Consider the following 24,339-nt stretch of genomic DNA (forward strand, 5'->3'; position numbering starts at 1 on the left):
CAGGGGTGGCGAATGCGAGTACTGGTCGTGGGCGCCGGCGCGACCGGCGGCTATTTCGGCGGCAGGCTGGCGCAGGCGGGGCGTGACGTCAGCTTCCTGGTGCGTGCCGCGCGGGCGGCGCATCTGCGCGCACACGGGTTGCAGATCGTCAGTCCGCATGGCGACGTCACGCTGCAGCCCAGGCTGCTGCTCGCGAGCGAAGTGCGCGACCCGTTCGATGTCGTGCTGCTGGCGGTGAAGAGCTTTGCCTTCGCGGCCGCGGTGGAGGATCTGGCACCGGCGGTCGGCCCGCAGAGCATGATCGTGCCGCTGCTGAATGGCATGCGCCATATCGACGGCCTGGTGGCGCGGTTCGGTGCGGCACCGGTCCTTGGCGGCGTCTGCAGGATCGCCGGGGACCTCGCGGCCGACGGACGCATCGTGCAGATGACCCCGATGCACGATGTCAGCTACGGCGAACGCAGCGGCTCGCGATCAGTCCGCATCGAGCGGCTGGACGCGCTGCTGCAGGGTGCCGGTTTCGACGCCCGCCTGTCCGAGGCGATCGAGCGCGAGATGTGGGAGAAATGGCTGGTGCTGGCGACTCTGGGCGGGATCGGCTGCCTGATGCGCGGCACCCTCGGCGATATCCTCGCCCAGCCCGGCGGCCGGGACTTCATCGGCCGGTTCCTTGATGAGGTCCTGGCCATCGTGGCGGCCCTCGGCCACGCCGCGGATGCCGCCTTCGAGGCGTTCGCACGCCGCATGTTCACCCAGCCGGGTGGGGTGCAGACCTCCTCGATGTATCGCGACCTGCAGAAGGGTGCGCCGGTCGAGGCCGACCAGATCCTGGGCGACCTGCTGGCACGCGGGCAGGGTGCGGGTGTCGATGCGCCGCTGCTGAACGCCGCCTTCACCCAGCTCTCGATCTACATGAACCGGCACTGACGTCGCTTGCTCCAGAGAGTTGAGACATGACAGAGCCAATCCATCCTGACGGATAGAGGTGGCCGTGCCAGCATCAGACGAGCGTCAGAAACGAATGGACGCTTTCCTCGCTCTCATTCGATATGCTGAACACGGCAAGCAGGACCGGCCCGACGCCAATAATTCACTATACGGCGGTGGATACTTTAGTGACCTCAGCAAGCATCCAAGACTGGATGTATCAAAGTGGAACCATAGATCGTCAGCGTCTGGCGCATATGGAATTGTAAAGGGTCTATATGACGATGCCGTGAAGGCGCATGTTGTCCACGATTTCTCTGAACGTTTTCAGGATGCGATCGCACAATGGCGCATCGCTAACAGAGTAGGTGCGCAATGGGATATCTGGGACGGGAAACTGGATGCCGCCTTCATGAAGCTTAACCAGACATGGTCTTCATTGCCCGGCGGGGCCGGCGAGGAGCTGACGTCTGACGAGGCCAAGCAGTACTTCTGGAACCGTCTGGGAGAAACCGCTCCATAAAGTGGGCGTTGACGTTCACCTGCCTGACGGGGTTTTGCTGGCCGCAGGTCCTTTGTGCGCACAGCTTGCGTGTAGAAATATACAAAGCAAGTCTGATCTGCGGCGGAACACGCTTCTCCGAAGAAACGAAGGTCGTCAATTCGGTGCCGGTGTCGGTGCCTGTGTCACAGGTGATTACAGCGCGCGCAGAACCTGGAATGACAGTATCTATAGATCTTAGACAAGTTAAAATACCGTACCCGTTTGAACTGGGATCTGCCAAGGGGCTGGCTTCGGTCGTGTCGGGTTGGCAGTGCAAAAAAACTCCGACAGGGCACGTTCTGGTATTGTACTATTATTGCCCTCAAGACCTTCGCGAAGACGTGCCGGCGGCGCTTTGCAGTTTCACCAGAGAATGGCTGCGATATGTCGCTCTGAATGGCAGCCTGCTGGATCGAGGCTTCTCCTTTGATGACATCCGCTATGACGCGCTCCGTGCCAAGCTGGGTTATCACGATAAACCACCGGACCAGGCGACAGACGATGATGGACACTTCATCGACTTCTTCCGCTGAGCCGTGTGGATCGCGGCGCGCCTCGCGTCAATATCGTTCGAGCCCATCGCCTCGCAGTCCCGCCGCGCGCGGGGAAGGCTCGGAGGCTTCGTCGGGTACTGCGCACAGGCCGGTGCGGATCATCCAGCCGCCGAGGCGGGGTCCGGCGGTGACGCAGGCGAACGGCACGCAGAGCAGGCAGCCGGCCAGTGTCGGCGCCGCCCAGGGCAGGGCACCCGGCGCCACGCGCAGCAGAACCAGCCCGAAGCCGATCCCGAACAGCAGTTGCGGCCACAGCCCGCGCAGCGCCTCGCGCACCGGCAGCGCCTGGCCGTCGCGTTGCTGCGCCTCCCAGATCACCCGCCGTCCGAGCAGCAGCCCGGCGATGAAGCGGGCCTGCGCCACCATCATCACCGGCCCGATCAGCACCGTGAAGGCGCCGTCCGCGGCCGCCCCTGCCAGCAGCCGGCCGGCGCCCCCCCAGCGACGTCGTTCGGCAGGCCGCAGCAGCACGTCGAGCACGCCGAGCAGGCGCGGCGCGAAACCAAGCCCAAGCAGGCCGAAATAGAGCCCGAAGGCGAGGCGGTCGGGCAGCTGGCCGCGCGCCGGCTCTACACCGTGCGCGATGCCGGCCGCCAGCATCAGCAACATCGAGGGCGCGCCGAGATACATCGCCATCGCGTTGACGAGCTGGAAGCGTCCCATCGGCCGCAGCCGCAGCCGGCCGATCAGGCGCAGGTACTGCATGTTGCCCTGGCACCAGCGCAGGTCGCGGCGGATGAAGTCGGGCAGGCGCGGCGGGTTCTCCTCCCAGGAGGCGAACTCGTCGGCGATCACCCGCACCTCCCAGCCCGCCGCCCGCATCAGCGCCGCCTCGACCTGGTCGTGGCTCAGCACGTGGCCGGACAGCGGCGAGCGGCCGGGCAGCACCGGCAGCGCGCAATGGTCCACGAAAGGCTGCAGCCGCAGGATCGCGTTGTGGCCCCAGTACGGCCCGCTCGAGCCCTGCCACCAGGTGATCCCGGTGGTGTGCGTGCGCATGCCGTGCCGCATGCCGAACTGGAAGATGCGGGCGAACGCAGTGGTGGCGGGACGCCCGACCACCAGCGTCTGCAGGATGCCGAGTCGCGGGTTGGCCTGCATCACCCGCACCAGCCGCAGCATGGCGGCGCCCGACATCAGGCTGTCGGCGTCCAGCGCCAGCATGAGGTCGTAGCGGCGGTGATGCGAGACGGCGAAGTCGCGCAGATTGCCGGCCTTGAAGCCGGTATTGGCCGGACGCCTGCGGTAGTGCAGCGCGGGGTCGCCGGCAAACGCGGCCCATTCGGCGGCCACGAACTCCGGCCGGCTGCTGTCGCTCAGCACGTGCAACTCGCAAAGCCCGGCGCCAGGGCGTGCCTGCAGGCTGGCGCGCATCGCGGCGATCCGGGACGCCACGCGTGCGACGTCCTCGTGCCTGATGGCGATGCAGATCGCGGTGCGCGCCACGATCGGCGCGTCGGGCGGGGTCCTGCGTAGCGCCGGGTTGGTGTAGCCGGCCGGATCGCGCACTGTGCGCAGGATCACGAAGCCGATCACCGCGTTCCAGAACGCCAGCAGCGTCCAGGGCAGGCCGAACAGGAACAGCGCCAGCACGATCACGCCCGGCCAGGACCAGCCGACGGCGGCGATGATCCGCGCCATGAGCAGCCCGAGCCCGAGCCAGCTCGCGAGGTTCAGCCCGAGCACCAGCGCGCGCCGCGTCCCGAGCTGCTCCTCGGGCATGGCATAAACGACCGGTTCAGCCTCGGCATCCAAGCGTCGTTCCTCCGGTCACCATGGCTGCCGCGGTCGTCCACATCCGGCGTCCGGCGCGCTGCCTGCTAATGGGCCGGAGCCTTGCCAGGTTCCGGCTTCGCGGACCGGCCAGCTCCCGCCCGGCTCCCGAAAGCCCGATTCTGCCGCTTGTCACTTTACTTACCGATGTATATTGGTGAAGTTGTTGGCGCATGGAGCACATCGAATGGACACTCCGCTTCAGTCATTGCCTTTTGCGACCCGGCTGAACTCGTTCGCCTCGAACCCACAGCTTTTCTGGCCTGGCATGGCCAGTAAACCAGCCATCCTCCAGATGGTCCAGCGCGCGGCGACGGTCGAGGGCCTCACGGTGCTCGACCTCAACTATCCCGATCATCTCGCCGGTATCGCCCCGACCGACCTCGCGGCCCGGATCCGCGACCAGGGACTTCAGATCAGCGGCCTGGCGATGCGCTATCACGGCATCCCCGAGATGCGCCTCGGCGCCTTCACCAACCCGGACCCGGCGGTGCGCCGCCGTGCGCTGGACCTGACCAGGCACGGCGTGGATGCCGCGTCTGCCTGCGGCGCGCCGATGCTGACCCTGTGGCTCGGCCAGGACGGCTTCGACTACGCCTTCCAGCTCGACTACGCGCGCGCCTGGGACATGGAGATCGCGGGCATCCGGGCAATCGCGGCGCACAATCCCGACATCCTGATCAGCATCGAATACAAGCCCAACGAGCCCCGGTCCTGGAGTCTGCTGCCGAATGCTGCGGCGGTGCTGCTCGCCATCAAGCAGGTGGACATGCCGAACCTCGGCGTCACCCTCGACATGGCGCATGTGCTGTATGCGGACGAGCAGCCGGCTTTCGCCGCCGCCATGGTGGCCAGGCACAGCAGGCTGCTCGGCATCCACCTCAATGACGGCTACGCCAAGCGTGACGACGGCCTGATGGTGGGCGCGGTGCATACCGTGCAGACCATCGAGCTGCTGCGCCAGATCAAGCGGGACGGCTATGCCGGCGCGCTCTATTTCGACACCTTCCCGGATTTGACCGGTCTGGATCCGGTCAAGGAATGCGAGACGAACATCCGCACCGTGCGGCGCATGATCGAGGTCGTGGACCGGCTCGATGCGCATAACGGCTTCAACGACGCGATCGAGCGCCAGGACGCCGTGGCCTCGCAGTCCATGCTGCAGGAAGCCATGCTGGGTGGCTGACGCAGCACATGCCTACGCCGTCGGGGCCCGCATACGGATGATACGCCCGACCCTGACCCCGCTCGAGACGCGCATCATCGACGCCGTCATCAACCAGCCGTTCGACCGCGGCACCTCGCTCCGGCAGGTGTCGCAGGATGCCAGCGTCTCGCAGGCCATGGTGGTGAAGACCGCCAAGAAGCTCGGCTTCGACGGGTTCCGCGACTTCCGCGAGCAGATCAGCCAGTACAACGGATTGCCCAGTGCGGCGCTGCATCAGGAGATCGCGCCCCACGACAGAGCGTCGGACGTCCTGTCCAAGGTCTTCAACACCGCGATCCAGGCGCTGCAGGAGACGCTGGCAATCATCGATATTCCGACCTTCGAGACGGTCGTGGACGTCATCACCCGGGCGCGGCAGCGCGACCTCTACGGCATCGGCGGATCGGCACAGATCGCCCGCGACGTCGCGCACAAGTTCCTGCGCATCGGCCTGCGCTGTGCCATCCACGATGACTGCCACATGATGCTGATGTCCGCGTCGCTGCTCGGGCCCGGGGACGTTGCGATCGTGTTTTCCCATTCCGGCCGCACCAGCGCGGTGATCGACGCCGCCAGGCAGGCGCGCGACTGTGGTGCCGCCACGATCGCCATCACCAACTTCGCGCACTCGCCGCTGGCCGATCTCGCCGATCTCGTGCTGTGCTCGACGGCCCGCGGCTCGCCGCTGCTCGGCGAGAACGCGGCAGCACGGGTGGCGCAGCTCAACATCATGGATGCGGTGTTCGCCGCGGTGGCTCAGAAGGACTACGACGGCGCCGAGCACAGCCTGCAGCGCACCACGATGGCGATCAGCGCGAAACGCCGGAGATAGCCATGGGTGCCTCCGTCGTCGTCGTCGGCAGCCTGCATTACGACATCATCGTGTCGAGCTCGCGGCTGCCGCGTATCGGCGAGACGCTGCCGGGGGAATCCTGGCGCGCGAAATGCGGCGGCAAGGGCGGCAACCAGGCGGTGGAAGCCGCGCGGCACGGGGCAGCCACGTCGATGATCGCCTGCGTCGGCGACGACGATTTCGGCAGGCGGCTGCTGGACAACCTCGTCGCCGCCGGCGTCGATCGCGGGCATGTCCGTGTTGTCGCCGCCGGTTCCGGCCTCAGCGTGGTGGTGTCCGAGGCAGCCGGGGATTATGCCGCGGTCATCGTCTCCGGCAGCAACGAGAGCCTCGGCGAGCACGACGTGGCCGGTGCGCAGGCGCTGATCGGCGAGGCGTCCGTGGTGATCCTGCAGAACGAGATCCCGGACGCGACCAACCTCGCCGCCGCGCGCCGGGCGCGGCAGGCCGGCGCGCTGGTGATCCTGAACGCCGCCCCGGCGCGTGTGCTCTGCGACGAGCTGGCCGCGTGCCTCGACATTTTGGTGGTCAACGCCATCGAGGCGCAGATGCTGGGTGCCGCGCCGGTGACCGACCCGACTTCGGCGGCGCGCGCGGCGTCCCATCTGTCCGATCTGGTGCCCGTCGTGATCGTCACCGCCGGCGGCGCTGGGGTCGCGGTGCAGAGCGTCGCCTATACCGGCGCCGTGTCGCCGCATGCGGTGCAACTGGTCAGCACGCACGGGGCAGGGGACGCCTTCATCGGCGCACTCGGCGCCCGTCTTGCCGCCGGCGAAGGTCTCGAACACGCCGTCGCCTATGCGAATGCGGCGGCGGCGCTGATCGTCTCCACCCGCGAGGAGCAGCGGCCGGGTCTGACCGTCGAGGGCGTGCATCGGCTGCTGGATCGCGCGTCAGCCTGACTGCGCCCCCCCGAGCCAGTCCGTCACGGCCTCGCGCAGGAAGCGTTCGTCGTCGGGATTGCGGCTCGGGCTGCCGGCCCGGTGGCCCCAGATCGACGGGATCGGCCGCAACTCGGCGTGGCGCAGATGCGGCAGTTCGGCCGCATTGTCGGCCACCCGGAAATACAGGTCGGTGGTCGCGGGCATCAGCAAGATCCGGGCCTCGATCGCCGCCAGCGCCCCTTCGAGGTCGCAGCCGTAGAGCGGATTGGCGCTGATGTCCGCCGCCTCCCAGGTGCGTGCCTGGGCGTAGAGATCGGCGGCGCGACACGAGGTGAAGCCCGGCTCCCACTCGCGGTCCAGGAAATCATCCAGGCTGGCGGCGTTCTGCAGATGCAGCCCGGCGCGATACCAGTCCTGGCTCATCGCCCAGCCGGCATAGAGCCGGGCGAACGCGCGCAGCGCCGCATGCGGAACGGCTGCGAAACGGCCGCCACCGAGATGCTCCGGCGCCGCCTCCAGCGTTGCCAGCAGCGCCTGCAGGAACACCCGGTTGTGGGTCGCCGTGCGCGCGCTGCCGCAGACCACGATGGCGCGCTCGACCTCGCGCGGGTGCAGCGCCGCCCAGTGGTAGGCCTGCTGCGCACCCATCGAGAAGCCGTACACGCAGGCCAGCCGCTCGACGCCGAGCCGCTCGCGCAGCAACCGGCGCTGGGCGGCGATGTTGTCGGCGGTGGTCACCAGTGCCGGGTAGTCGTCGTGGTTCGACGGGCTGGAGGACAGGCCGTTGCCGAACATGTCCGGTGTCACGATGAACCAGCATTGCGGGTCGAGGATTCGATCCGGCCCGATCAGCCAGTCCTGGTCGTCGTGCGTGGCGCTGTAGCTGGTCGGATACAGGATCACGTTGTCCCGGGCGGGCGAGAGGCTGCCGTAGCTCTTCCAGGCGAGGCGCGCGCCGGACAGGACGCCGCCGCCTTGCAGCGGCAGGTCGCCGAGGTCGAAGATGCCGGTCTCGGTGGGCCAGGTCGGAGGTGTGGGCATGCGGTGCCGTCCTATGCTGCGTTCCGGACACGCAGGAGGAAGGTCCCGGTTGCATCCTGAGACAGCCCGCGCCCTGTGGATCGTCGGGCCCGGCCGCGCCGAGATCCGGCCGGCGGCGGCCCCGAACCCCGCACCCGGCGAAGTCGGCGTGCGGGCGCTGCAGAGCGGGATCAGCCGCGGCACCGAGGCGCTGGTCCATGCCGGCCGCGTGCCGGCCGGCGAGTGGCAGCGTATGGCCTGCCCGTTCCAGGAGGGCGCGTTCTCCTTTCCGGTGAAATACGGCTACGCCATGGTCGGCAGCATCGAGACCGGCCCGCGCGAAAGGCTCGGCCAGCGCGTGTTCTGCCTGCATCCACACCAGGACCGCTTCACCGTGCCGGAGGATGCGGCGCTGCCGGTGCCCGACGACGTGCCGACCGCGCGCGCCGTGCTGGCCAGCCAGATCGAGACCGCGCTGAATGCGACCTGGGATGCGGCGCCGCGCATCGGCGATCGCATCGCCGTGGTCGGCGGGGGCAGCATCGGCTGCCTGGTGGCCTGGCTGTGCGCGTGCCTGCCGGCGACAGAAATCACCCTGGTTGACATCGATCCCGCGCGTGCGCCGGTAGCGGACGCGCTCGGCTGCGGGTTTGCGCTGGCCGCAGGCGCGCCGCGTGGCTGCGACCTGGTGTTCCACGCCTCGGGCACCGGCGCCGGCCTCGCGAGCGCGATCGACTGCGCCGGCTTCGAGGCGGAGCTGATCGAGCTGAGCTGGTACGGTGACGTGCCGGTGACGGTGCCGCTCGGCGGCGCGTTCCACAGCCAGCGCCTGACGCTGCGCGCCTCGCAGGTCGGCACGGTCGCACCCGCCCGTCGGAGCCGCCGCAGCCGCAGCGCCCGGCTGACGCTGGCGCTTGCCCTGGCCGCCGATCCCAGGCTGGACGTGCTGGTGCGCGACGCGAGCCGGTTCGAGGGCCTGCCCGCCGAGCTGGGCCGGATCCTTGGACGGCCGGGCGCGCTGATGCATCGTGTGCTGTACGGGGAGTGAGCCGCCATGTTCGCCGTCGAGGTGCGCGACCACATCATGATCGCCCACAGCCTGCCGGCCGAGATCTTCGGGCCGGCGCAGCGGCTGCACGGCGCCACCTTCGTGATCGACGTCGCCTTCTTTTGCGAGACGCTGCCGCCCGACAACATCGTGGTCGATATCGGCCGCGCCCTCGACGCCCTGCGCGCGGTGCTGGCGCCGCTGAACTATGCCAATCTCGATGCCGACCCGGCGCTCGCCGGCCAGCTCACCACCACCGAGTTCCTGGCCCGCACGATCTTCGAGCGCATGGCGCAGGCACGCAGCGACGGGCGGCTCGGGCCGCACGCCGGGGGCGTCACCCGGATGCGTGTCACCCTGAGCGAAAGCCACCTCGCACGGGCCTGGTATGAAGCCGACCTGCGGTGAGATCGGCTTCGCGGTCCCGGGGCCGCTCGCGACCCGCACCGGCGGCTACGGCTACGACCGGCGCCTGATCGCGGCACTGCGCCAGCGCGGCCTGCCGGTGCGGCATCTGCAATGGCCGTCCGCATTTCCCGCCCCGGATGCGCGGGCTCTCGCAAGCGTCGCGCGCTCGCTGGCAGCGTGGCCGGACGGTTCCGTCGTGCTCGTCGACGGGCTGGCGTTCGGGGCCATGCCGGAGCAGGCGGCCGCCGAGGCGCTGCGGCTGCGGCTGGTGGCGCTGGTGCATCATCCGCTGGCGCTGGAGACCGGTGCCCCCGCCGGGCTGCGGGCTTCGGAGCGTGCGGCGCTGTCGCGCGCGCGCGCGGTGATCGCCACCAGCGCCACCACCGCCGAGACCTTGGGCCGCGACTATGGCGTGCCGGCGGATCGCCTGCTGGTGGCGCCGCCCGGCACCGATCCGGCACCGGCCGCGCCCGCCTCCGGGCGGCCACCGGAGCTGCTCTGCGTCGGGGCGGTCACGCCGCGCAAGGGGCACGATGTGCTGGTCGCGGCGCTGGCCGCGGTTGCCGATCTCGCATGGCGCTGCACCGTCGCAGGCGACCTGGCGCGCGCCCCGGCGTTCGTGCGTGCGGTCGAGGCGCAGATCGCCGCCGCGGGCCTGGCGGGGCGCATCCGCCTTGCGGGCGAGGTGCCGGATGTCGGTTTGCTCTACCGGCGCGCCGACCTGTTCGTGCTCGCCAGCCGGCACGAGGGCTACGGCATGGCGTTCGCCGAGGCGCTGGCGCACGGGCTGCCGGTGATCGGCACCCGAGCGGGGGCGATCCCCGCGCTGGTGCCGGAAGCGGCCGGGGCGCTGGTGCCACCCGACGATCCCGCGGCGCTCGCGCAGGCGCTGCGGTGGCTGCTCGCCGATCCGGAGGCAAGGCGGCGGGGCGCCTGCATGGCGCGCGCGGCGGGGCAGGCGCTACCGGGATGGGATGTGGCCGCCGACCGGATCGAGGCCCTGCTGCGTCGGCTGAAGGCATGGTCGTAGCTCGAAATCGAACAGCACGTCGTCACCGAGGCGGTGGGTGGTGCAGGGTGGCCGCATGGCCTGCTCCATGCGCGCGATCGGCGGCAGGCACAGGCCGGTCGGGCCGGAGCCGATCAGCACCGGGCTGACGCAGACATGCAGCCGGTGCAGCGCGCCGGCGGCGAGGAACGCCGAGACCGTGTGGCTGCCGCCCTCGACCAGCAGGCGCCGCAAGCCGCGCCGGGCGAGGCTGGCGACCAGGTCGTTCGGATCGATCCGGCCGTCGCGCGCCGGCAGCACGCAGGGCTCAATGCGGGATGGTCGCGTGCCGGCCCCGGCCTGGATGGCGAAGCAGGGCACATCGTCTTCGGCCAGCACCCGGGCGCCGGGCGGCAGGCGGAAGTTGGGGTCGATCACCACCCGGGCCGGGCAGGGGCCCGCCACCAGGCGGACCGTGAGAAGCGGGTCGTCGGCGAGCACGGTGCCGATGCCGACCACCACCGCGTCGGCCCAGGCGCGCAGCCGGTGCAGGTGCAGGATCGCCTGCCTGCCGCCGATGGTGCGCGAGTGGCCGGTCGGCGTCGCGATGCGGCCGTCCAGCGACTGGCCGAGCTGGCCGAGCACGCACACGCCGCGCGCGTGCTCGATCGGATCGCCGGGCAGGTCGTTGCCGGGTGCCACTATTCCGCGGCCGAACGAAATGCTCGCGCTGGCGTTGGCAGGGGTGCTTCCATCGTTCCCTCGCCCCGGAGCCGCCGCATGCTGACCATCCTCATCGTCGTTCTCATCATCCTCGCCCTCGGTGGCGGCGGCTACGGCTTCCGGTCCGGCTGGTATGGCGGCTCCCGTGGCACCGGCTTCAACGGCCTCGGGCTGGTGCCGATCATCCTGATCATCGTGGTGCTGTTCCTGCTGTTCGACCACACCGGCACGGTCGGCCCGGCCCCCTGAGCCGCTGGTCGGGGGCCGCTAATCGGCGTCCGGGGGCCCGTCTTTCTCCAAAGCGGCGCCCCGGCGGGTCGAGGGCAGAGCCTCGCCCTACTGTGGCCGCGTCATATGGAAGAACGCCCCAGGCTCGACCTCGATATAGGCGGTAGGGCCGCCGCCGCGCAGGATCGGGTGTGCGGCCGCCGTGTCATAGATGCCGTCGCGTATCAGGCTGCGGTTGATATGCACCGCGACCACCTGCCCCAGGGTCAGCCAGGTCTGCACCGCCTCCCCCTTGAGGTCGTGCAGCTGGAACTGCTGCAGCAGCCGGCACTCGAAGGCGACCGGGCTTTCGCCGACGCGCGGCACGTCGACGAGCCGGCTCGGCACCGGCGTGAGGCCGGCCAGGGCGAACTCGTCGCTCTCCGGCGGCACGCTGGCGGCGCTGGCGTTCATCGCCTCGGCCAGCGAGCGGGTGGCGAGGTTCCAGACGAACTCGCCGGTGGCCGCGATGTTGGCGGCGCTGTGCTTCCAGCCGGTGGAGGCGAAACCGATGATCGGCGGCGTGTAGTTGAACGCGTTGAAGAAGCTGTACGGCGCCAGGTTGAGAATCCCGGTGCCGCTGCGGCTGGCGATCCAGCCGATCGGCCGTGGCCCGACGATGGCGTTGAACGGGTCGTGGCGCAGCCCGTGCCCGTCTGCGGGTTCATAGCTGTGCATCGCCGCGGTCTCGAAGATGCGTCGTATCGTGCTGTCCATGATTGCGGTGTTCCAGCCTCGTTGTGCGGGGCCTGAACGCCGCCACTCCCAGATCGGCTGCCTGAGCCGCGCATCTCAATCCGATCAGCCGGTTCCGTCTGATCGGATGATGCTCTAAACTTGCGGCAACGAAAACAAGAGGGAGGGCGCCACCATGGCCGGAACGGTGCAGGCAGCAGCACGGACACGCCAGCCGATGCGCACGCGCATGCCGGCGGCACGCTGGGTCATGGTCTGGCTGTGCTTCCTCGCCCTTGCGGTGAACTACACCGACCGCGCCAACCTCGCGGTCGCGGCCCCGAGCATCAAGCAGGCGCTCGGTGTCGACAACACCACGATGGGCCTGCTGCTCGGCTCGTTCTTCTGGACCTACGCGCTGATGCAGTTGCCGGCCGGCTGGCTGGTCGACCGCTACGGCGCACGCCTGATGTTCCCGATCGCGGTGTGCTGGTGGTCGCTGTTCACCGCGCTCACCGCGGTCGCCAACTCGGCGGCCACCCTGTTCGGCTTCCGGCTGCTGCTCGGCGCCGGCGAGGCGGGTGGCTACCCGGCCTCGGCGCGCGTGGTCTCGCGCTGGTTCCCGCCGCACGAACGCGGGGTCGCGTCCTCGATCTTCGATTCCGGCTCGCGGGTCGGCAACCTGGCGGCGATCCCGCTCTGCGCCTGGCTGATCGGCTCGTTCGGCTGGCGCGCCTCGTTCGTGGTGACCGGGCTGCTCGGCTTCGTCTGGGCCGCCGCCTGGCTGCTGATCTACCGCAAGCCCGAGCAGCATCCGGACGTGACGCCGGAGGCGCTGCGCGAGATGGAAGAGAGCCGTGCGACGCCTGCGTCGAGCGAACAGACGGGCGACGAGCCGCCGATGCGCTGGATCTCGCTGTTTCGCTACCGCACCATCTGGGGGATGATGATCGGCTTCTTCTGCCTGAACTTCGTGATCTATTTCTTCATCACCTGGTTCCCGACCTACCTGATGACGACACGGCACTTCTCGCTCAGGCAGTTCGGCACGCTGGGGCTGATCCCCGGCCTGATCGCGGTGCCGGGCGGCTGGCTCGGCGGCTTCACCTCGGACTGGCTGTACCGGCGCGGCTGGAGCCTGACCGCGGCGCGCAAGACCTGCCTGGTCGGCGGCATGCTGCTCTCGTCGGTGATCACGCTGGCCGCCGTGGTGCCGGCAGCCTGGATGGCGCTGGTGCTGTTCGGGGTCGCGTATGCCTCGCTCGCCTTCACGGCGGCCAGCATCTGGTCGCTGCCGGGGGACGTGGCACCGACGCGGTCGCAGGTGGCCTCGATCGGCGGCATCCAGAACTTCGCCTCCAACCTCGCGGGCGTGGTGACCACCAGCTTCACCGGGGTGATGCTCACCATCACGCATGGCTCGTTCGTGATCCCGCTCGCCACCGCCGGCGGACTGTGCCTGGTGGGGGCGGCCACCTACCTGTTCGTGGTCGGCCCGATCGCGCCGCTGCCCGTCATCAAGGCCCCTGGCCTGGTTGCGCAGTCCGGTAGGTAGTTTCCGAGGCTGCCGTCGACGATATCCTGCCGGTTACGGTCCGAGCCCGTGCCGCCGACCGCGCACTCCAGACAGGTTGGTCTGCCATATCACCGACCGCCACGCCCGGACTGCCCGAGCCCGACCCTCGATCGCGAGGAAGCGACGTGGTCGATTGCGCGCGCGAGCCGATCCACGCGCCTGGCCATGTGCAGCCGCACGGCGTGCTGGTGGCGACCTATCCGGGCAGCCGGCGCATCAGCCATGTCAGCGCCAATATCGACGCTTCGCTCGGCCTCGCCGCGGCGGCGGTGCTGGGTCGCGGGATCGACCAGCTCTTCGGTGCCGTCGCCGTCGCCGCCCTCGACCTGTCGCTCGGCAGCGAGACCTACGCCCCGTCGAACGTGCTGACCCTGACGCTGCCAATTCCCCGCCGACCGCGTCGCAAGATCGTGGCGCACCGGCACGCGGGCCGGCTGATCGTCGAGCTGGAGGATGCGCCGCTGGTCGACGATCATGGCGGCTCGCTGTCCCAGGCGTCGGCGATCATCGCCACGCTGCGACGCGCCGAGACGCTCGAGCAGCTCTGCGACAGCGCGGCGCGCCAGATCCGGCAGCTGGTCGGCTTCCACCGGGTTCTGGTGTACCGCTTCGACAGCGACGGCCATGGCACCGTGGTGGCCGAGGATCGCGCGCCGGGGCTCGGCAGCTACCTGCAACTGCGCTTCCCGGGCTCGGACATTCCGCCGCAGGCGAGGCGGCTCTCCCTGCTGCAGCGCGTGCGCGGCATCCCGGATGCGGGCTACCGGCCGGCGGTCCTGCTCGCGGCCGAAGGCGCCGAACCCGCCGATGCGCTGGACATGACCTTCTGCGCGCTGCGCGGTGTCGCCCGGGTGCATCTCGACTATCTGCGCCACATGGGCGTGAGTGCCACGCTGGCGATCTCGCTGCTGCGCGAGAACGTGCTGTGGGGCATGATCGTCTGCCAGCACCTGGCCCCGTTCGCGGTGGCCGCCGAGATGCGCGGGCTGTGCGACGTGATCGGGCAGCTGATCTCGGTGCTGCTGCTGCGTGTGTCGGAAACCGAGGAACTCGCCGGCCGGCTGCGGCGCCACTACACGATCGCCAGCCTGGGCCCCGATATCGAGGCGGTCGGCGGGGTGACGGAGGGGCTGCGGCATCGGTCGGCCGCGGTGCTCGACCTGATGCAGGCCACCGGCGCGCTGATCCGCTGCGGCGGCAGCACCAGCCTGATCGGCGAGACGCCGGACCTCGAGACCGCGGCTTCGATGCTGGGCGCGCTGCGGCGGCGGCATCAGGAGGACATCGTGGCCATCGACGATGCCGGCATCGCCGGCGGCCTCGCGGCGTCCTGCCCCGCCATCGCCAGCGGCATCCTGCTGATGCCGATGACCGACAGCCCCGAGGACGCCATCGCCTGGTTCCGGCCGGAGCGGGTGCGCTCGGTGCAGTGGGGCGGCGACCCGCGCGACCCGGCGACCCGGGACCCGCACGAGGCGCCGCTCCGCGACCCGCACGAGGCGCCGCTCCGCGACCCGCACGAGGCGCCGCTCCGCGACGACGGCACCACCGGCCCGCTATCGCCGGCCGCTTCCTTCGTGATCTGGCGCGAGCAGGTGATGGGCCGTAGCGATCCGTGGACCGCGATCGACCTGCAGGCGGCGCGCGACCTGCGCCGCACGGTCACCGGCGCGCTGCTGCGGCAGGCGGAAACGCGGCTCGCAAGGCTCTCCGCCTACGATCCGCTGACCGGGCTCGCCAACCGGCGCACCATAGAGGCGCATCTCGAGCGCTGGCGCGTGGAGGCGCTGCATCCGGTCGCTGCTCTGCTGTCTGTCGATATCGACCGCTTCAAGACGATCAACGACACGTTCGGCCATGCCGGCGGCGACGAGATTCTGATCCAGACGGCGGCGCGGCTGCGGCATGCCGCACCCGCCGGGAGCATCGTCGGGCGGCTCGGCGGCGACGAGTTCGTCATCCTGTGGGAGGGCGCGGGGCCGCAGGAGGCCGAGCGCCTGGCGCTGGCGCTGGTGCAGGAACTCGCGCAGCCGATCGTGCTGCAGGGCCAGGGACGGCATGTGAATACAAGCATCGGCGTCGCGAGTGCCGCGGCGGCTGGCCCCGACGTCCTGATGCGGCAGGCCGACGCGGCGATGTATGCGGCCAAGCGGGCAGGCGGCGGTCGGCCGGTGATGTTCCAGGCCGCCCTGCATGCCGCGGTGCTGACCAACATGCAGACCGAGCAGGACCTGTTCCGGGCGGTGGCGAGCAACGAGCTCGAGATCCATTACCAGCCGCAGGTGACGCTGCCCGACCGGCAGGTCTGCGGCTTCGAGGCCCTGCTGCGGTGGCGCCATCCCGACCGTGGCTGGGTGTCGCCCGACGAGTTCATCCCGCGCGCCGAGGAGGCCGGGCTGATCGCGCGGATCGGCGCCCGGGTACTGGCCGAGGCGATCCGCCAGATCGGCGTCTGGCGGCGGCTGCGGCCCGGGCTCACGATCTCGATCAACGTGTCGGCCCGGCAACTGACCGAAGGCGCGCTGACGACGCTGCTGGCGGCCATACTGGCGGCAGAGGACGTTCCGGGCTGCGCGATCTGCATCGAGGTCACCGAGAGCGCCCTGATGCACGAGGCCTCGGTGCGCGAGCTGCAACTGCTGCGCGATCTCGGCGCGCGCGTGGCGGTCGATGATTTCGGCACCGGCTACTCTTCGCTGTCCTACCTGCAGAGCCTGCCCGTCGATACGGTCAAGATCGACCGCAGCTTCGTCGTCCCGCTCGGTTCGAGCGCCAGGGCCGACCGTTTCTTTTGCGCCATCGTGGCACTCGCGCAGACCATCGAGCTGCGCACCATCGCCGAGGGGTGCGAGACGCAGGCCCAGTGGCAGGTCATTGCCGAGGCCGGCTGCGACGCGGTGCAGGGCTGGCTGGTGGCGCACGCGATGGATGCGGCCACGATCGGCGTCCAGCTGGAACGCGCGCAGGGCTGGGCCGCCCGGCCGGCAAGCGAGCCGCGCGCCTGATCGGGGCTGCGCGAGCCCAGGCCCGACCCCGGCCCATACCGGCTTCCGGGTCGGCTCAGGCGAGCCAGGCCGCAAGCCGCGGCCGGACCCGGAGAAAGCGGAGATACAGCCGCTCCAGCACCGCCATCACATGGCGGTTGCGCGCCGCGAGCCCGAACGGCCGCAGCAGCGGGATCTGTCGCCACATGGCGGCGAAGGCGGCGGCGCCGGAGAGCAGGTGGCCATCCTCCTCGGCATGGAAGCGCGCCAGCAGGGCGCCCCGGTCGAGCGGGCAGCCATCCGCGGCCGGCCCGAGGCCTGGTTGCGAGACGTCCCCGCCGCGCGGCGACACGTCACGAAACTCGATCGCCCGCGCGCGGTCGAGCCTGCGCATCAGCGCGACCTCGCGCCGGCAGAGCGGGCAGCCGCCATCGAACCAGACGATCACGGCGTGCGGCCGCACCTCTCAGATATCCTGGTTCTGGGGCAGGAGCACGAGGTCGCGTATGGTCACGTGCCGCGGCCGGGTCAGCATGAAGATGACCGCGTCCGCGACATCCTCCGAGCGCAGGCCCTCGCGAGCGGCGACCTTGGCGTCGATGGCGTCCGCGTCGTGGTAGCCCCAGAGCTCGTTCAGCACGATGCCGGGTGCGATCGAGCCTACGCGTACGCCGCTGTCCGCGACCTGCCGGCGCACGCCGTGCACGAAGGCCTGCACCGCATGCTTGCTGGCGCTGTAAACCGGCTCCGTGTGCAGCGCCTGGTGGCCGGAGATCGAGCTGGTCACCACGATGTCGCCGCGGCGCCGCTCGATCATGCCGGGCAGCACGGCGCGGACCGCGCGGAACACGCTGTTCACGTTCACCGACAGCATCTGGTCCCACCGGTCGGGGTCGGCCTCGACGGCGAGCCCCGGATAGAACAGCCCGGCATTGGCCAGCAGCACGTCGATGCGGCCGTAATGCGCCAGCGTCGCCGCGACCATGTGCTCGACATCGGCCGGAACCGCGAGGTCGGCCTGCACCACCAGTCCGGCCGCGGCCCCGATCTCGGCCTGCAGCGCCTCGAGCCGCGTCAGCGACCGGGCGGAAAGTGCCACATGGGCGCCGAGCGAGGCGATCGAACGGGCCATGGCCCGGCCGATCCCCGAGCTTGCGCCGGTGACAAGGACGACCTTGCCGGCCAGTTCCTGGTTCATGCTGTCTTCCCGCGGGCCCCGCTCGCGCCAAAGGACGCGCGGCGGGCTGTGTGGATCAGTCTCGACCGGCCGCAGGCCGCGGTAAAGCGGGTTCGAGCATCATCGTGCGGCTCGGCCGGCGCCTGGTCAGCCGGCGGGGTGCGGACGCTGCCGACGCTGCCATATCGTTTCTTGCGCGCCCCCGCTTTCTCTTGCGCGCCCCCGCTTTCTCTTGCGCGCCCCCGCTTTCTCTTGCGCGCCCCCGCTTTCTCTTGCGCGTCTGGGTTTTCGCGCAGTCGGGCCGGTCCCGCTCGCGCCGAATTCTTGCGGCGTCCATCGATGACCTGATCATCATGCTTGACATTAACTGAAAGCCTGGGCTCAAATATTGAGCCACCGATATATTTCGCGAAACGACTGACGTCTCTCACTAAATCGAGATGATTTTCGGAACGCAACCCGGGTCGCCTGATGACATCCCTAGTGGCGCTATCAGCAATCTCCGTGCTTCACGCCGAACCGGTCCCGCCCGAGTGGCAGTCCGGCGCCGGACGGGCTGCCTCGCCGCGGGATCCGCGCGACATGGCGCTCGATCATATCCGGCTGGGCCTGTGCGTCTTCGACGGGGAGCACCGACTGGCCATGTTCAACCGGCAATTCATCACGCTGTATGAGCTGCAGGATAGCGGGCTGCGGACCGGCATGACGGTCCGCGAGATCGTGGATCTGCGCTGTGTCGCCGGCACCGGGACGACCATGGCCGCCGAGCCATACGCCTGCTGGCTCGAGCAGATCGGCAGCGCGCGGCAGGCCTCGGACACCGAGGTGACGCTGAGCAACGGCCGCGTGCATGTCATCCATAACGAGCCGACCAGCGACGGCGGCTGGGTGGCAACCGTCGAGGACATCACCGAGCGCTGCTGGGCCGAGGCCCGTGTACGCCACATGGCGCACCACGACGCGCTCACCGGCCTGCCGAACCGCAACCTGTTCAGCGAGCGGCTGGAGCGCGCGCTGGCACATCTGCACGACCGCGCTTGCGCTCCGGCCGATCCCGGCGCGGTCTCCGACGAGCGCGCGCCGGCGGAGCCGCAGGACGAGCCGCTGGTCGCGGTGATGTTCCTCGATCTCGACGGCTTCAAGGCGGTCAACGACACGCTGGGCCATGCCGGCGGCGACGAGATCCTGCGGCAGGTGGCACGCCGGATCGCGCACTGCGTCCGCGGCCAGGACATTGTGGCCCGGCTCGGCGGAGACGAGTTCGCCATCCTGCTCGAAGGCCTGCGTTCGCCCGGGCAGGCCTCCGATGTCGCGCGCCGGGTCATCGACATCGTCTCAGAGCCGATCATGCTGGAGGCCAGCCAGACCGGCGTCGGTGTCAGCGTCGGCATCACGCTCTGTGCATGCGAGGATGCCGAAGAAGAGCCGGCCTTGCTGCTGCGGCAGGCGGACGTGGCGCTGTACCAGGCCAAGAGCGAGGGCCAGGGCACCTACCGGTTCTTCCAGGAGGGCATGCATGCGGCCCTGCACCGTCACCACGAGGCGGAGTGCGCACTGCGCCGGGCGCTGGCCAACGACGATTTCGAGCTGCATTTCCAGTCGATCGTGGCCCTGGACCGGCATCGCATCGTCGGCGCCGAGGCGCTGCTGCGCTGGCGCCATCCTGAACGTGGCCTGCTGCCGCCGGCGGAATTCGTGGCACTCGCGGAAAGCGCCGGCCTGATCGGCGAGATCGGCGCCTGGGTGCTGCGCACCGGCTGTGCGGCGGCGGCGCGCTGGCCGGGACTGTGCCTCGCGGTCAACCTCTCGCCGGTGCAGGTGCGCCAGCCCGGCCTCGTTGAGCAGGTGACCGCGGTGCTGGCGGCCACCGGCCTGCCGCCGCACCGGCTGGAACTGGAGATCACCGAAGGGCTGCTGCTGCATGACAGCGCCGGGACGCTGTCGACGCTGTCTCGTCTGCGTGCGCTGGGCGTCGGCATCGTGCTCGACGATTTCGGGACCGGCTATTCCAGCCTGAGCTACCTGCGACGATTTCCGTTCAGCAAGATCAAGGTGGATCGCAGCTTCGTTGCCAACATGTCGGCCGATGTCGGGGCAACCGCGATCGTGGAGGCGGTGGCGACACTCGGCCAGCGTCTCAACATGCTGGTCTGTGCCGAGGGCATCGAGACCGAGGCGCAGGTGGCCATGCTGCGCGCGATGGGCTGTGACGAGGGGCAGGGCTACCTGTTCGGGCGTCCCCGCGCCGCGGAGGCTTTCGAGGGGTTGCTGGCATCGGCCCGCACCATAGCCGGAAGCGGCGCTTCTCAACGAGTGCCGCAATCTCAAGAGTAACCCTGGCCCTCAGGATCGGTTCGCAGTATCATTTCGCGGCATCCGATCGGAATGGCTCTGTCGCACGACACTGCTGTGCATAGCGAAGATCTAGTACCCTCGATCGAAGCCGATCTGGCGCTTATCCAGCGGATAGGCTCGGTCCCCCTCATCCTGCGCATCCTGTGCGACGCCACCGGCCTCGGTTTCGCAGCACTCGGCCGCGTCGGCGGCTCGACCTGGACCGCGTGCGCGGTGCTCGACCGGATCGGGTTCGGCCTTCACGTCGGCAGCCAGCTCGACCTCACGACGACGCTTTGCCATAAGGTCACCGCGTTCGCGGCGCCCATCGTCATCGACCAGGCAAGCACGGACCCGATCTATCGCGACCACCCGACGCCGAAGCTCTACGGGTTCGAGAGCTACATCGCGGTGCCGGTCTTGCGTCGCGACGGGTCGGTGTTCGGCACGATCTGCGGCCTCGACCCGGCTGCGTTCGCCTTGTCGACAAGCCAGGTGCTGCCGACCCTGGAATTGTTCGCGCAATTGCTGACCATGCAGATCGACGCCGAGGAGCGGCTGGACCGAAGCCGCTCGGCACTCGGCCGGGCCACCGAGCTTGCCGGCCTGCGTGACCGTTTCGTGGCCGTGTTGGGACATGACCTGCGCAATCCGATCGCCGCCCTGTCGAGCGGGCTGGAGCTGCTGGGGCGGCATTCCACCGACCAGAAGATCGGCATGATCACGCAGCGGATGAAATCGAGCGTGCGGCGGATGACCGAGCTGGTCGACAACGTGCTGGATTTCGCGCGCGGCGAGCTCGGCGACGGCATCCCGATCGTCGTGCGCCCGTGCGAGAGCCTGGCGATGACGCTGCTCCAGGTCGTCGATGAATTGCAGAGCATCCATCCGCAGCGCGTCATCGTCACCGAGTTCGACCTGCGTATCGCGGTCGAGTGCGACAGCGCGCGCATCGCGCAGATCCTGTCGAACCTGCTGGCGAACGCGCTGACGCACGGGGATCATGCGAGGCCGGTGCGGGTCAGGGCCGCGAGCCACGACGACCGGTTCATCCTCAGCGTCGAGAACGAAGGCGAGCCGGTGTCCGCCGAGGTCATGGCCGGGCTGTTCCGGCCGTTCAGCCTGTCCGGCAGCGAGAACCGGTCCGCCGGCCTCGGCCTCGGGCTCTACATCGCATCCGAGATCGCCCGCTCGCACGGCGGCATGCTGCGCGTGACCTCGGACCGGCAGGCAACCATCTTCACCCTGGAAATACCAGCCAGAGCCTGATCGTTACCCGGCGGCGCCGGCATGGACGAACTTGAACACGAACAGGGCGGCGATGATCCAGGCGACCGGCTTCACCTCGCCGCCACGTCCGGTCAGCAGCTTGAGGGCGGCGTAGGTGATGAAGCCGAACGAGATGCCGTTCGAGATCGAATAGGTGAACGGCATCAGCAGCGCGGTGACGATTGCGGGGACGATCTCTGTCACGTCGTCCCAGTCCAGCGAAGCGAGGTCGCGCAGCATCAGGCAGCCAACGTAGAACAAGGCGGGCGCGGTCGCATAAGGCGGCACCGAGCCCGCCAGCGGCGAGATGAACAGGCAGGCCAGGAACAGCCCAGCCACGGTCGCCGCGGTCAGTCCGGTGCGGCCGCCGGCCTCGACGCCGGCCGCACTCTCCAGGTAGGCGGTGGTGCTCGAGGTGCCGAGCAGCGAGCCCAGGAAGATCGCGCTGCTGTCGGCGAGCAACGCGCGGTTGAAGCGCTCGGTGCGCACATTGCCGCGCTCGACCTGCCGGCTGTCCAGCAGTCCGGCCCGATGCGCGATGCCCATCAGCGTGCCGGTGGCATCGAACAGCTCGACCAGGAAGAACACCAGCACGACATTGAGCACGCCCTTGCCCAGCGCGCCGCGCACGTCCAGCGCGAACAGGGTCGGCGCGATCGAAGGCGGCAGCGAGACGATGCCCGCGAACCGGTTGCCGGCCACCAGGAAGCTCGCCGCGGTCACCACCAGGATGCCGATCAGCAGGGCGCCGCGCACGCGTCGGGCGGACAAGGCGGCCACGATGATGAAGCCGAGTATTGCGAGCAGCGCGCCCGGGCGGCGCAGGTCGCCCAGGGTCACCGAGGTGGCCGGGCTGGAGACGACGATACCGGCATTGCGCAGCGCGATCATCGCCAGGAACAGGCCGATGCCGACGGTGATCGCGATGCGCAGCGAGCCGGGGATGCCCTCCACGATGATGCTGCGCCACCGCAGCAGCGTGATCAGCAGGAACAGCACGCCGGAGATGAACACCGCGCCCAGCGCCTCCTGCCAGCGATAGCCCATGCCGAGCACCACGACGTAGGCGAAGTAGGCGTTCAGGCCCATGCCGGGGGCGAGCGCGATCGGGTAGTTCGCATGCAGCGCCATCACCAGCGAGCCGATCGCGGCCACCAGGCAGGTGGCGACGAACACCGCGCCCTTCGGCATGCCAGCATCGCCGAGGATGCTCGGGTTGATGAACATGATATAGGCCATGGTCAGGAAGGTGGTGAGCCCCGCCAGCACCTCGGTGCGCGGCGTGGTGCCGTGCGCCCTGAGCGAGAACAGCCGTTCGAGCATGTGACCCTCCCTCCATGTCGTTGTCGCGAGCTTGCATGCCGCAGCGCGGAAAGGTAAGGGGAGCCGCCAAGAGCCAATTGCCTGCGGCAGCCGGGGCCATTTGCCTGCGGCAGGCCGGGGTCAAACGCCTGCGGCAGGTCGGGATCGCCCCCTGTCAGGAGAGCCCCGCCATGTCAGCGCCCTTTCACACGGCAGCCCCGGGTCCTAGGGCAGCCTCCGCCGGTTCGCGGGCGCCGGTACAGGACCGCATACGCGAGGCGCTCGCCTTCGACGACGTGCTGGTGGTCCCCGGCTACTCTCAGGTGCTGCCCACCGCCACCGACACCCGCACCCGCCTGACGCGCCGCATCGCGCTCAACATCCCGCTGGTCAGCTCGGCGATGGACACCGTCACCGAGGACGGCATGGCGATCGCGATGGCGCAGCAGGGCGGCCTCGGGGTGATCCACAAGAATCTGGACATCGCCGAGCAGGCGCAGCAGGTGCGGCGCGTCAAGCGCTACGAGAGCGGCATGGTGGTGAACCCGGTGACGGTGTTCCCCGACCAGACGCTGGCCGAGGTGCATGCGATCATGCAGCGCAACCGCATCAGCGGGCTGCCGGTGATCGAGCGCTCCGACCAGAAGCTGGTCGGCATCCTGACCAATCGCGACATGCGCTTCGAGACCGATCCGGAGCGTCGCGTCTATGAGCTGATGACCCGCGACAACCTGGTCACCGTCACCGACGGCGCCGACCCGGAGGAGGCGAGGCACCTGCTGCACAAGCACCGGCTGGAGAAGCTGCTGGTGGTGGACCGCCAGGGCCGCTGCACCGGCATCATCACGGTGAAGGACATGGACAAGGCGGTCGCCTATCCGCTCGCCAACAAGGACGAGATGGGCCGGCTGCGCTGCGGGGCGGCGACCGGGGTCGGCGAGGACGGCTACCTGCGCGCGCGCGCGCTGATCGAGGCCGGGGTCGATGTCATCGTGGTGGATACCGCGCACGGCCATTCCGCCGGGGTGCTGGCGGCAATCGGCCGCATCAAGTCGGCGTCGAACGACGTGCAGCTGGTGGCCGGCAACGTCGCCACGCCGGAAGGGGCAAAGGCGCTGATCGAGGCCGGCGCCGACAGCGTCAAGATCGGCATCGGCCCCGGTTCGATCTGCACCACCCGCGTGGTGGCGGGCGTCGGCGTGCCGCAGTTCAGCGCGGTGATGGAAACCGCGGCGGCGTGCCACGAGCACGACGTGCCGGCGATCGCCGATGGCGGCATCCGCACCTCCGGCGACCTGGTCAAGGCGATCGCGGCGGGTGCCGATGTGGTGATGGTGGGCAGCCTGCTCGCCGGCACCGAGGAGGCGCCCGGCGAGGTGTTCCTCTACCAGGGGCGGTCGTACAAATCCTATCGCGGCATGGGCAGCCTCGGCGCGATGGCGCGCGGCTCGGCCGACCGCTACTTCCAGCAGGAGATCAAGGACACGCTCAAGATGGTGCCCGAGGGGATCGAGGGGCGCGTCGCCTTCAAGGGCGGCATGGCGGCGGTGGTGCACCAGCTCGTCGGCGGCCTGCGCGCCGGCATGGGCTATACCGGCAGCGAGGATATCGCGGCCCTGCAAACCGGCGCCATATTCAGGCGTATCACCGGAGCGGGACTACGCGAAAGCCATGTGCACGACGTGGCGATCACCCGCGAGGCGCCGAACTATCGGCAGGACTAGAGCAGGAAGGCGAGGGGTTTTACCCCTCGACCCATCAAAGGCTAGCCTTTGAAATCCATTCGAATCGGGGTTTGGGGCCCCCTCTCCTCAACGGCGCGGCCC

General features: G+C 69.5%; 22 protein-coding genes. 15 read left to right on the plus strand and 7 right to left on the minus strand.

Annotation, left to right across the window (positions count from 1 at the left end; genetic code table 11):
- Positions 1-12: 12 nt before the first annotated feature.
- The 3 genes from ACQY4O_RS02860 (at position 13) to ACQY4O_RS02870 (ending at position 2,004) form a co-directional block, all read left to right on the plus strand.
- Entirely contained in the window at positions 13-927 is a 915-nt protein-coding gene (locus ACQY4O_RS02860; protein ID WP_428374730.1) for a ketopantoate reductase family protein, read from the plus strand.
- A gap of 64 nt (positions 928-991) precedes the next feature.
- Entirely contained in the window at positions 992-1,450 is a 459-nt protein-coding gene (locus ACQY4O_RS02865) for a hypothetical protein (protein WP_428374731.1), read from the plus strand.
- A 65-nt stretch (positions 1,451-1,515) separates the two neighbouring features.
- Positions 1,516-2,004 carry a hypothetical protein gene (locus tag ACQY4O_RS02870; RefSeq protein ID WP_428374732.1) on the plus strand — a complete coding sequence of 163 codons (489 nt, stop codon included), beginning with the start codon at positions 1,516-1,518 and terminating at the stop codon, positions 2,002-2,004.
- 27 nt (positions 2,005-2,031) lie between these two features.
- On the opposite strand, the gene mdoH is transcribed toward ACQY4O_RS02870, so the two are convergent.
- The gene (mdoH, locus tag ACQY4O_RS02875; protein WP_428374733.1) at positions 2,032-3,747 is read right to left on the minus strand and encodes a glucans biosynthesis glucosyltransferase MdoH; all 1,716 of its coding nucleotides are present in this window, start codon (positions 3,745-3,747) and stop codon (positions 2,032-2,034) included.
- Positions 3,748-4,066: 319 nt separating this feature from the next.
- On the opposite strand from mdoH, the gene ACQY4O_RS02880 reads away from it, so the two are divergent.
- From ACQY4O_RS02880 to ACQY4O_RS02890, 3 genes are read left to right on the plus strand one after another with little or no spacing between them, the layout of a single operon-like run.
- Entirely contained in the window at positions 4,067-4,984 is a 918-nt protein-coding gene (locus ACQY4O_RS02880; RefSeq protein ID WP_428374734.1) for a sugar phosphate isomerase/epimerase family protein, read from the plus strand.
- Positions 4,977-5,837, plus strand: a complete 861-nt coding sequence (locus ACQY4O_RS02885; protein ID WP_428374735.1) for a MurR/RpiR family transcriptional regulator — start codon at positions 4,977-4,979, stop codon at positions 5,835-5,837. The genes ACQY4O_RS02880 and ACQY4O_RS02885 overlap by 8 nt, the downstream gene beginning before the upstream one ends.
- Positions 5,838-5,839: 2 nt before the next feature.
- Entirely contained in the window at positions 5,840-6,760 is a 921-nt protein-coding gene (locus ACQY4O_RS02890; RefSeq protein WP_428374736.1) for a ribokinase, read from the plus strand.
- Here ACQY4O_RS02890 and ACQY4O_RS02895 read toward each other — a convergent pair.
- Complete coding sequence (locus ACQY4O_RS02895; protein WP_428374737.1) at positions 6,752-7,783, minus strand: alpha/beta fold hydrolase; 1,032 nt, start codon at positions 7,781-7,783, stop codon at positions 6,752-6,754. The two genes, ACQY4O_RS02890 and ACQY4O_RS02895, sit on opposite strands and share 9 nt — an antisense overlap.
- 49 nt (positions 7,784-7,832) lie before the next feature.
- Here ACQY4O_RS02895 and ACQY4O_RS02900 point away from each other — a divergent pair, with 49 nt between their 5' ends.
- Genes ACQY4O_RS02900 through ACQY4O_RS02910 form a run of 3 tightly spaced genes read left to right on the plus strand, consistent with a single transcriptional unit; the run spans position 7,833 to position 10,248 of the window.
- Positions 7,833-8,810 (plus strand): zinc-dependent alcohol dehydrogenase, encoded by a 978-nt coding sequence (locus ACQY4O_RS02900; protein ID WP_428374738.1) that lies wholly within the window; start codon positions 7,833-7,835, stop codon positions 8,808-8,810.
- 6 nt (positions 8,811-8,816) lie between these two features.
- On the plus strand, positions 8,817-9,218 hold the full coding sequence (gene gvpC / locus ACQY4O_RS02905) for a gas vesicle protein GvpC (protein WP_428374739.1): 402 nt from the start codon (positions 8,817-8,819) through the stop codon (positions 9,216-9,218).
- Entirely contained in the window at positions 9,199-10,248 is a 1,050-nt protein-coding gene (locus tag ACQY4O_RS02910; RefSeq protein WP_428374740.1) for a glycosyltransferase family 4 protein, read from the plus strand. Before gvpC ends, ACQY4O_RS02910 begins: the two co-directional genes overlap by 20 nt.
- Here ACQY4O_RS02910 and ACQY4O_RS02915 read toward each other — a convergent pair.
- A complete protein-coding gene (locus ACQY4O_RS02915) occupies positions 10,180-10,908 on the minus strand; it encodes a RibD family protein (RefSeq protein ID WP_428374741.1) in 729 nt (242 codons plus the stop codon). The two genes, ACQY4O_RS02910 and ACQY4O_RS02915, sit on opposite strands and share 69 nt — an antisense overlap.
- A gap of 78 nt (positions 10,909-10,986) precedes the next feature.
- Here ACQY4O_RS02915 and ACQY4O_RS02920 point away from each other — a divergent pair, with 78 nt between their 5' ends.
- A complete protein-coding gene (locus tag ACQY4O_RS02920) occupies positions 10,987-11,178 on the plus strand; it encodes a hypothetical protein (RefSeq protein ID WP_428374742.1) in 192 nt (63 codons plus the stop codon).
- 87 nt (positions 11,179-11,265) lie between these two features.
- On the opposite strand, the gene ACQY4O_RS02925 is transcribed toward ACQY4O_RS02920, so the two are convergent.
- Entirely contained in the window at positions 11,266-11,913 is a 648-nt protein-coding gene (locus ACQY4O_RS02925; RefSeq protein ID WP_428374743.1) for a flavin reductase family protein, read from the minus strand.
- Positions 11,914-12,067: 154 nt separating this feature from the next.
- On the opposite strand from ACQY4O_RS02925, the gene ACQY4O_RS02930 reads away from it, so the two are divergent.
- On the plus strand, positions 12,068-13,426 hold the full coding sequence (locus ACQY4O_RS02930; RefSeq protein WP_428374744.1) for an MFS transporter: 1,359 nt from the start codon (positions 12,068-12,070) through the stop codon (positions 13,424-13,426).
- Between the two features lie 146 nt (positions 13,427-13,572).
- Entirely contained in the window at positions 13,573-16,452 is a 2,880-nt protein-coding gene (locus tag ACQY4O_RS02935; RefSeq protein ID WP_428374745.1) for an EAL domain-containing protein, read from the plus strand.
- Between the two features lie 55 nt (positions 16,453-16,507).
- Here ACQY4O_RS02935 and ACQY4O_RS02940 read toward each other — a convergent pair whose 3' ends face one another.
- Positions 16,508-16,894 (minus strand): thiol-disulfide oxidoreductase DCC family protein, encoded by a 387-nt coding sequence (locus tag ACQY4O_RS02940; protein WP_428374746.1) that lies wholly within the window; start codon positions 16,892-16,894, stop codon positions 16,508-16,510.
- 3 nt (positions 16,895-16,897) lie between these two features.
- Entirely contained in the window at positions 16,898-17,629 is a 732-nt protein-coding gene (locus ACQY4O_RS02945; protein WP_428374747.1) for an SDR family oxidoreductase, read from the minus strand.
- 483 nt (positions 17,630-18,112) lie between these two features.
- Between ACQY4O_RS02945 and ACQY4O_RS02950 the strand changes: the two genes are divergently transcribed.
- Both ACQY4O_RS02950 and ACQY4O_RS02955 read left to right on the plus strand, forming a co-directional pair.
- Positions 18,113-19,942: an EAL domain-containing protein gene (locus tag ACQY4O_RS02950; RefSeq protein WP_428374748.1), complete on the plus strand. Its 1,830-nt coding sequence runs from the start codon at positions 18,113-18,115 to the stop codon at positions 19,940-19,942.
- 75 nt (positions 19,943-20,017) lie between these two features.
- Entirely contained in the window at positions 20,018-21,211 is a 1,194-nt protein-coding gene (locus tag ACQY4O_RS02955) for an ATP-binding protein (RefSeq protein ID WP_428374749.1), read from the plus strand.
- 3 nt (positions 21,212-21,214) lie between these two features.
- Here the strand turns inward: ACQY4O_RS02955 and ACQY4O_RS02960 are convergent, their stop codons facing one another.
- Positions 21,215-22,534: an NCS2 family permease gene (locus ACQY4O_RS02960; protein ID WP_428374750.1), complete on the minus strand. Its 1,320-nt coding sequence runs from the start codon at positions 22,532-22,534 to the stop codon at positions 21,215-21,217.
- 170 nt (positions 22,535-22,704) lie between these two features.
- Here ACQY4O_RS02960 and guaB point away from each other — a divergent pair, with 170 nt between their 5' ends.
- Positions 22,705-24,237, plus strand: a complete 1,533-nt coding sequence (gene guaB, locus ACQY4O_RS02965; RefSeq protein WP_428374751.1) for an IMP dehydrogenase — start codon at positions 22,705-22,707, stop codon at positions 24,235-24,237.
- The last annotated feature ends 102 nt before the right edge of the window (positions 24,238-24,339 follow it).

Origin of the sequence: Lichenicoccus sp., assembly GCF_965277665.1 — a bacterium.
Lineage (GTDB): Bacteria > Pseudomonadota > Alphaproteobacteria > Acetobacterales > Acetobacteraceae > Lichenicoccus.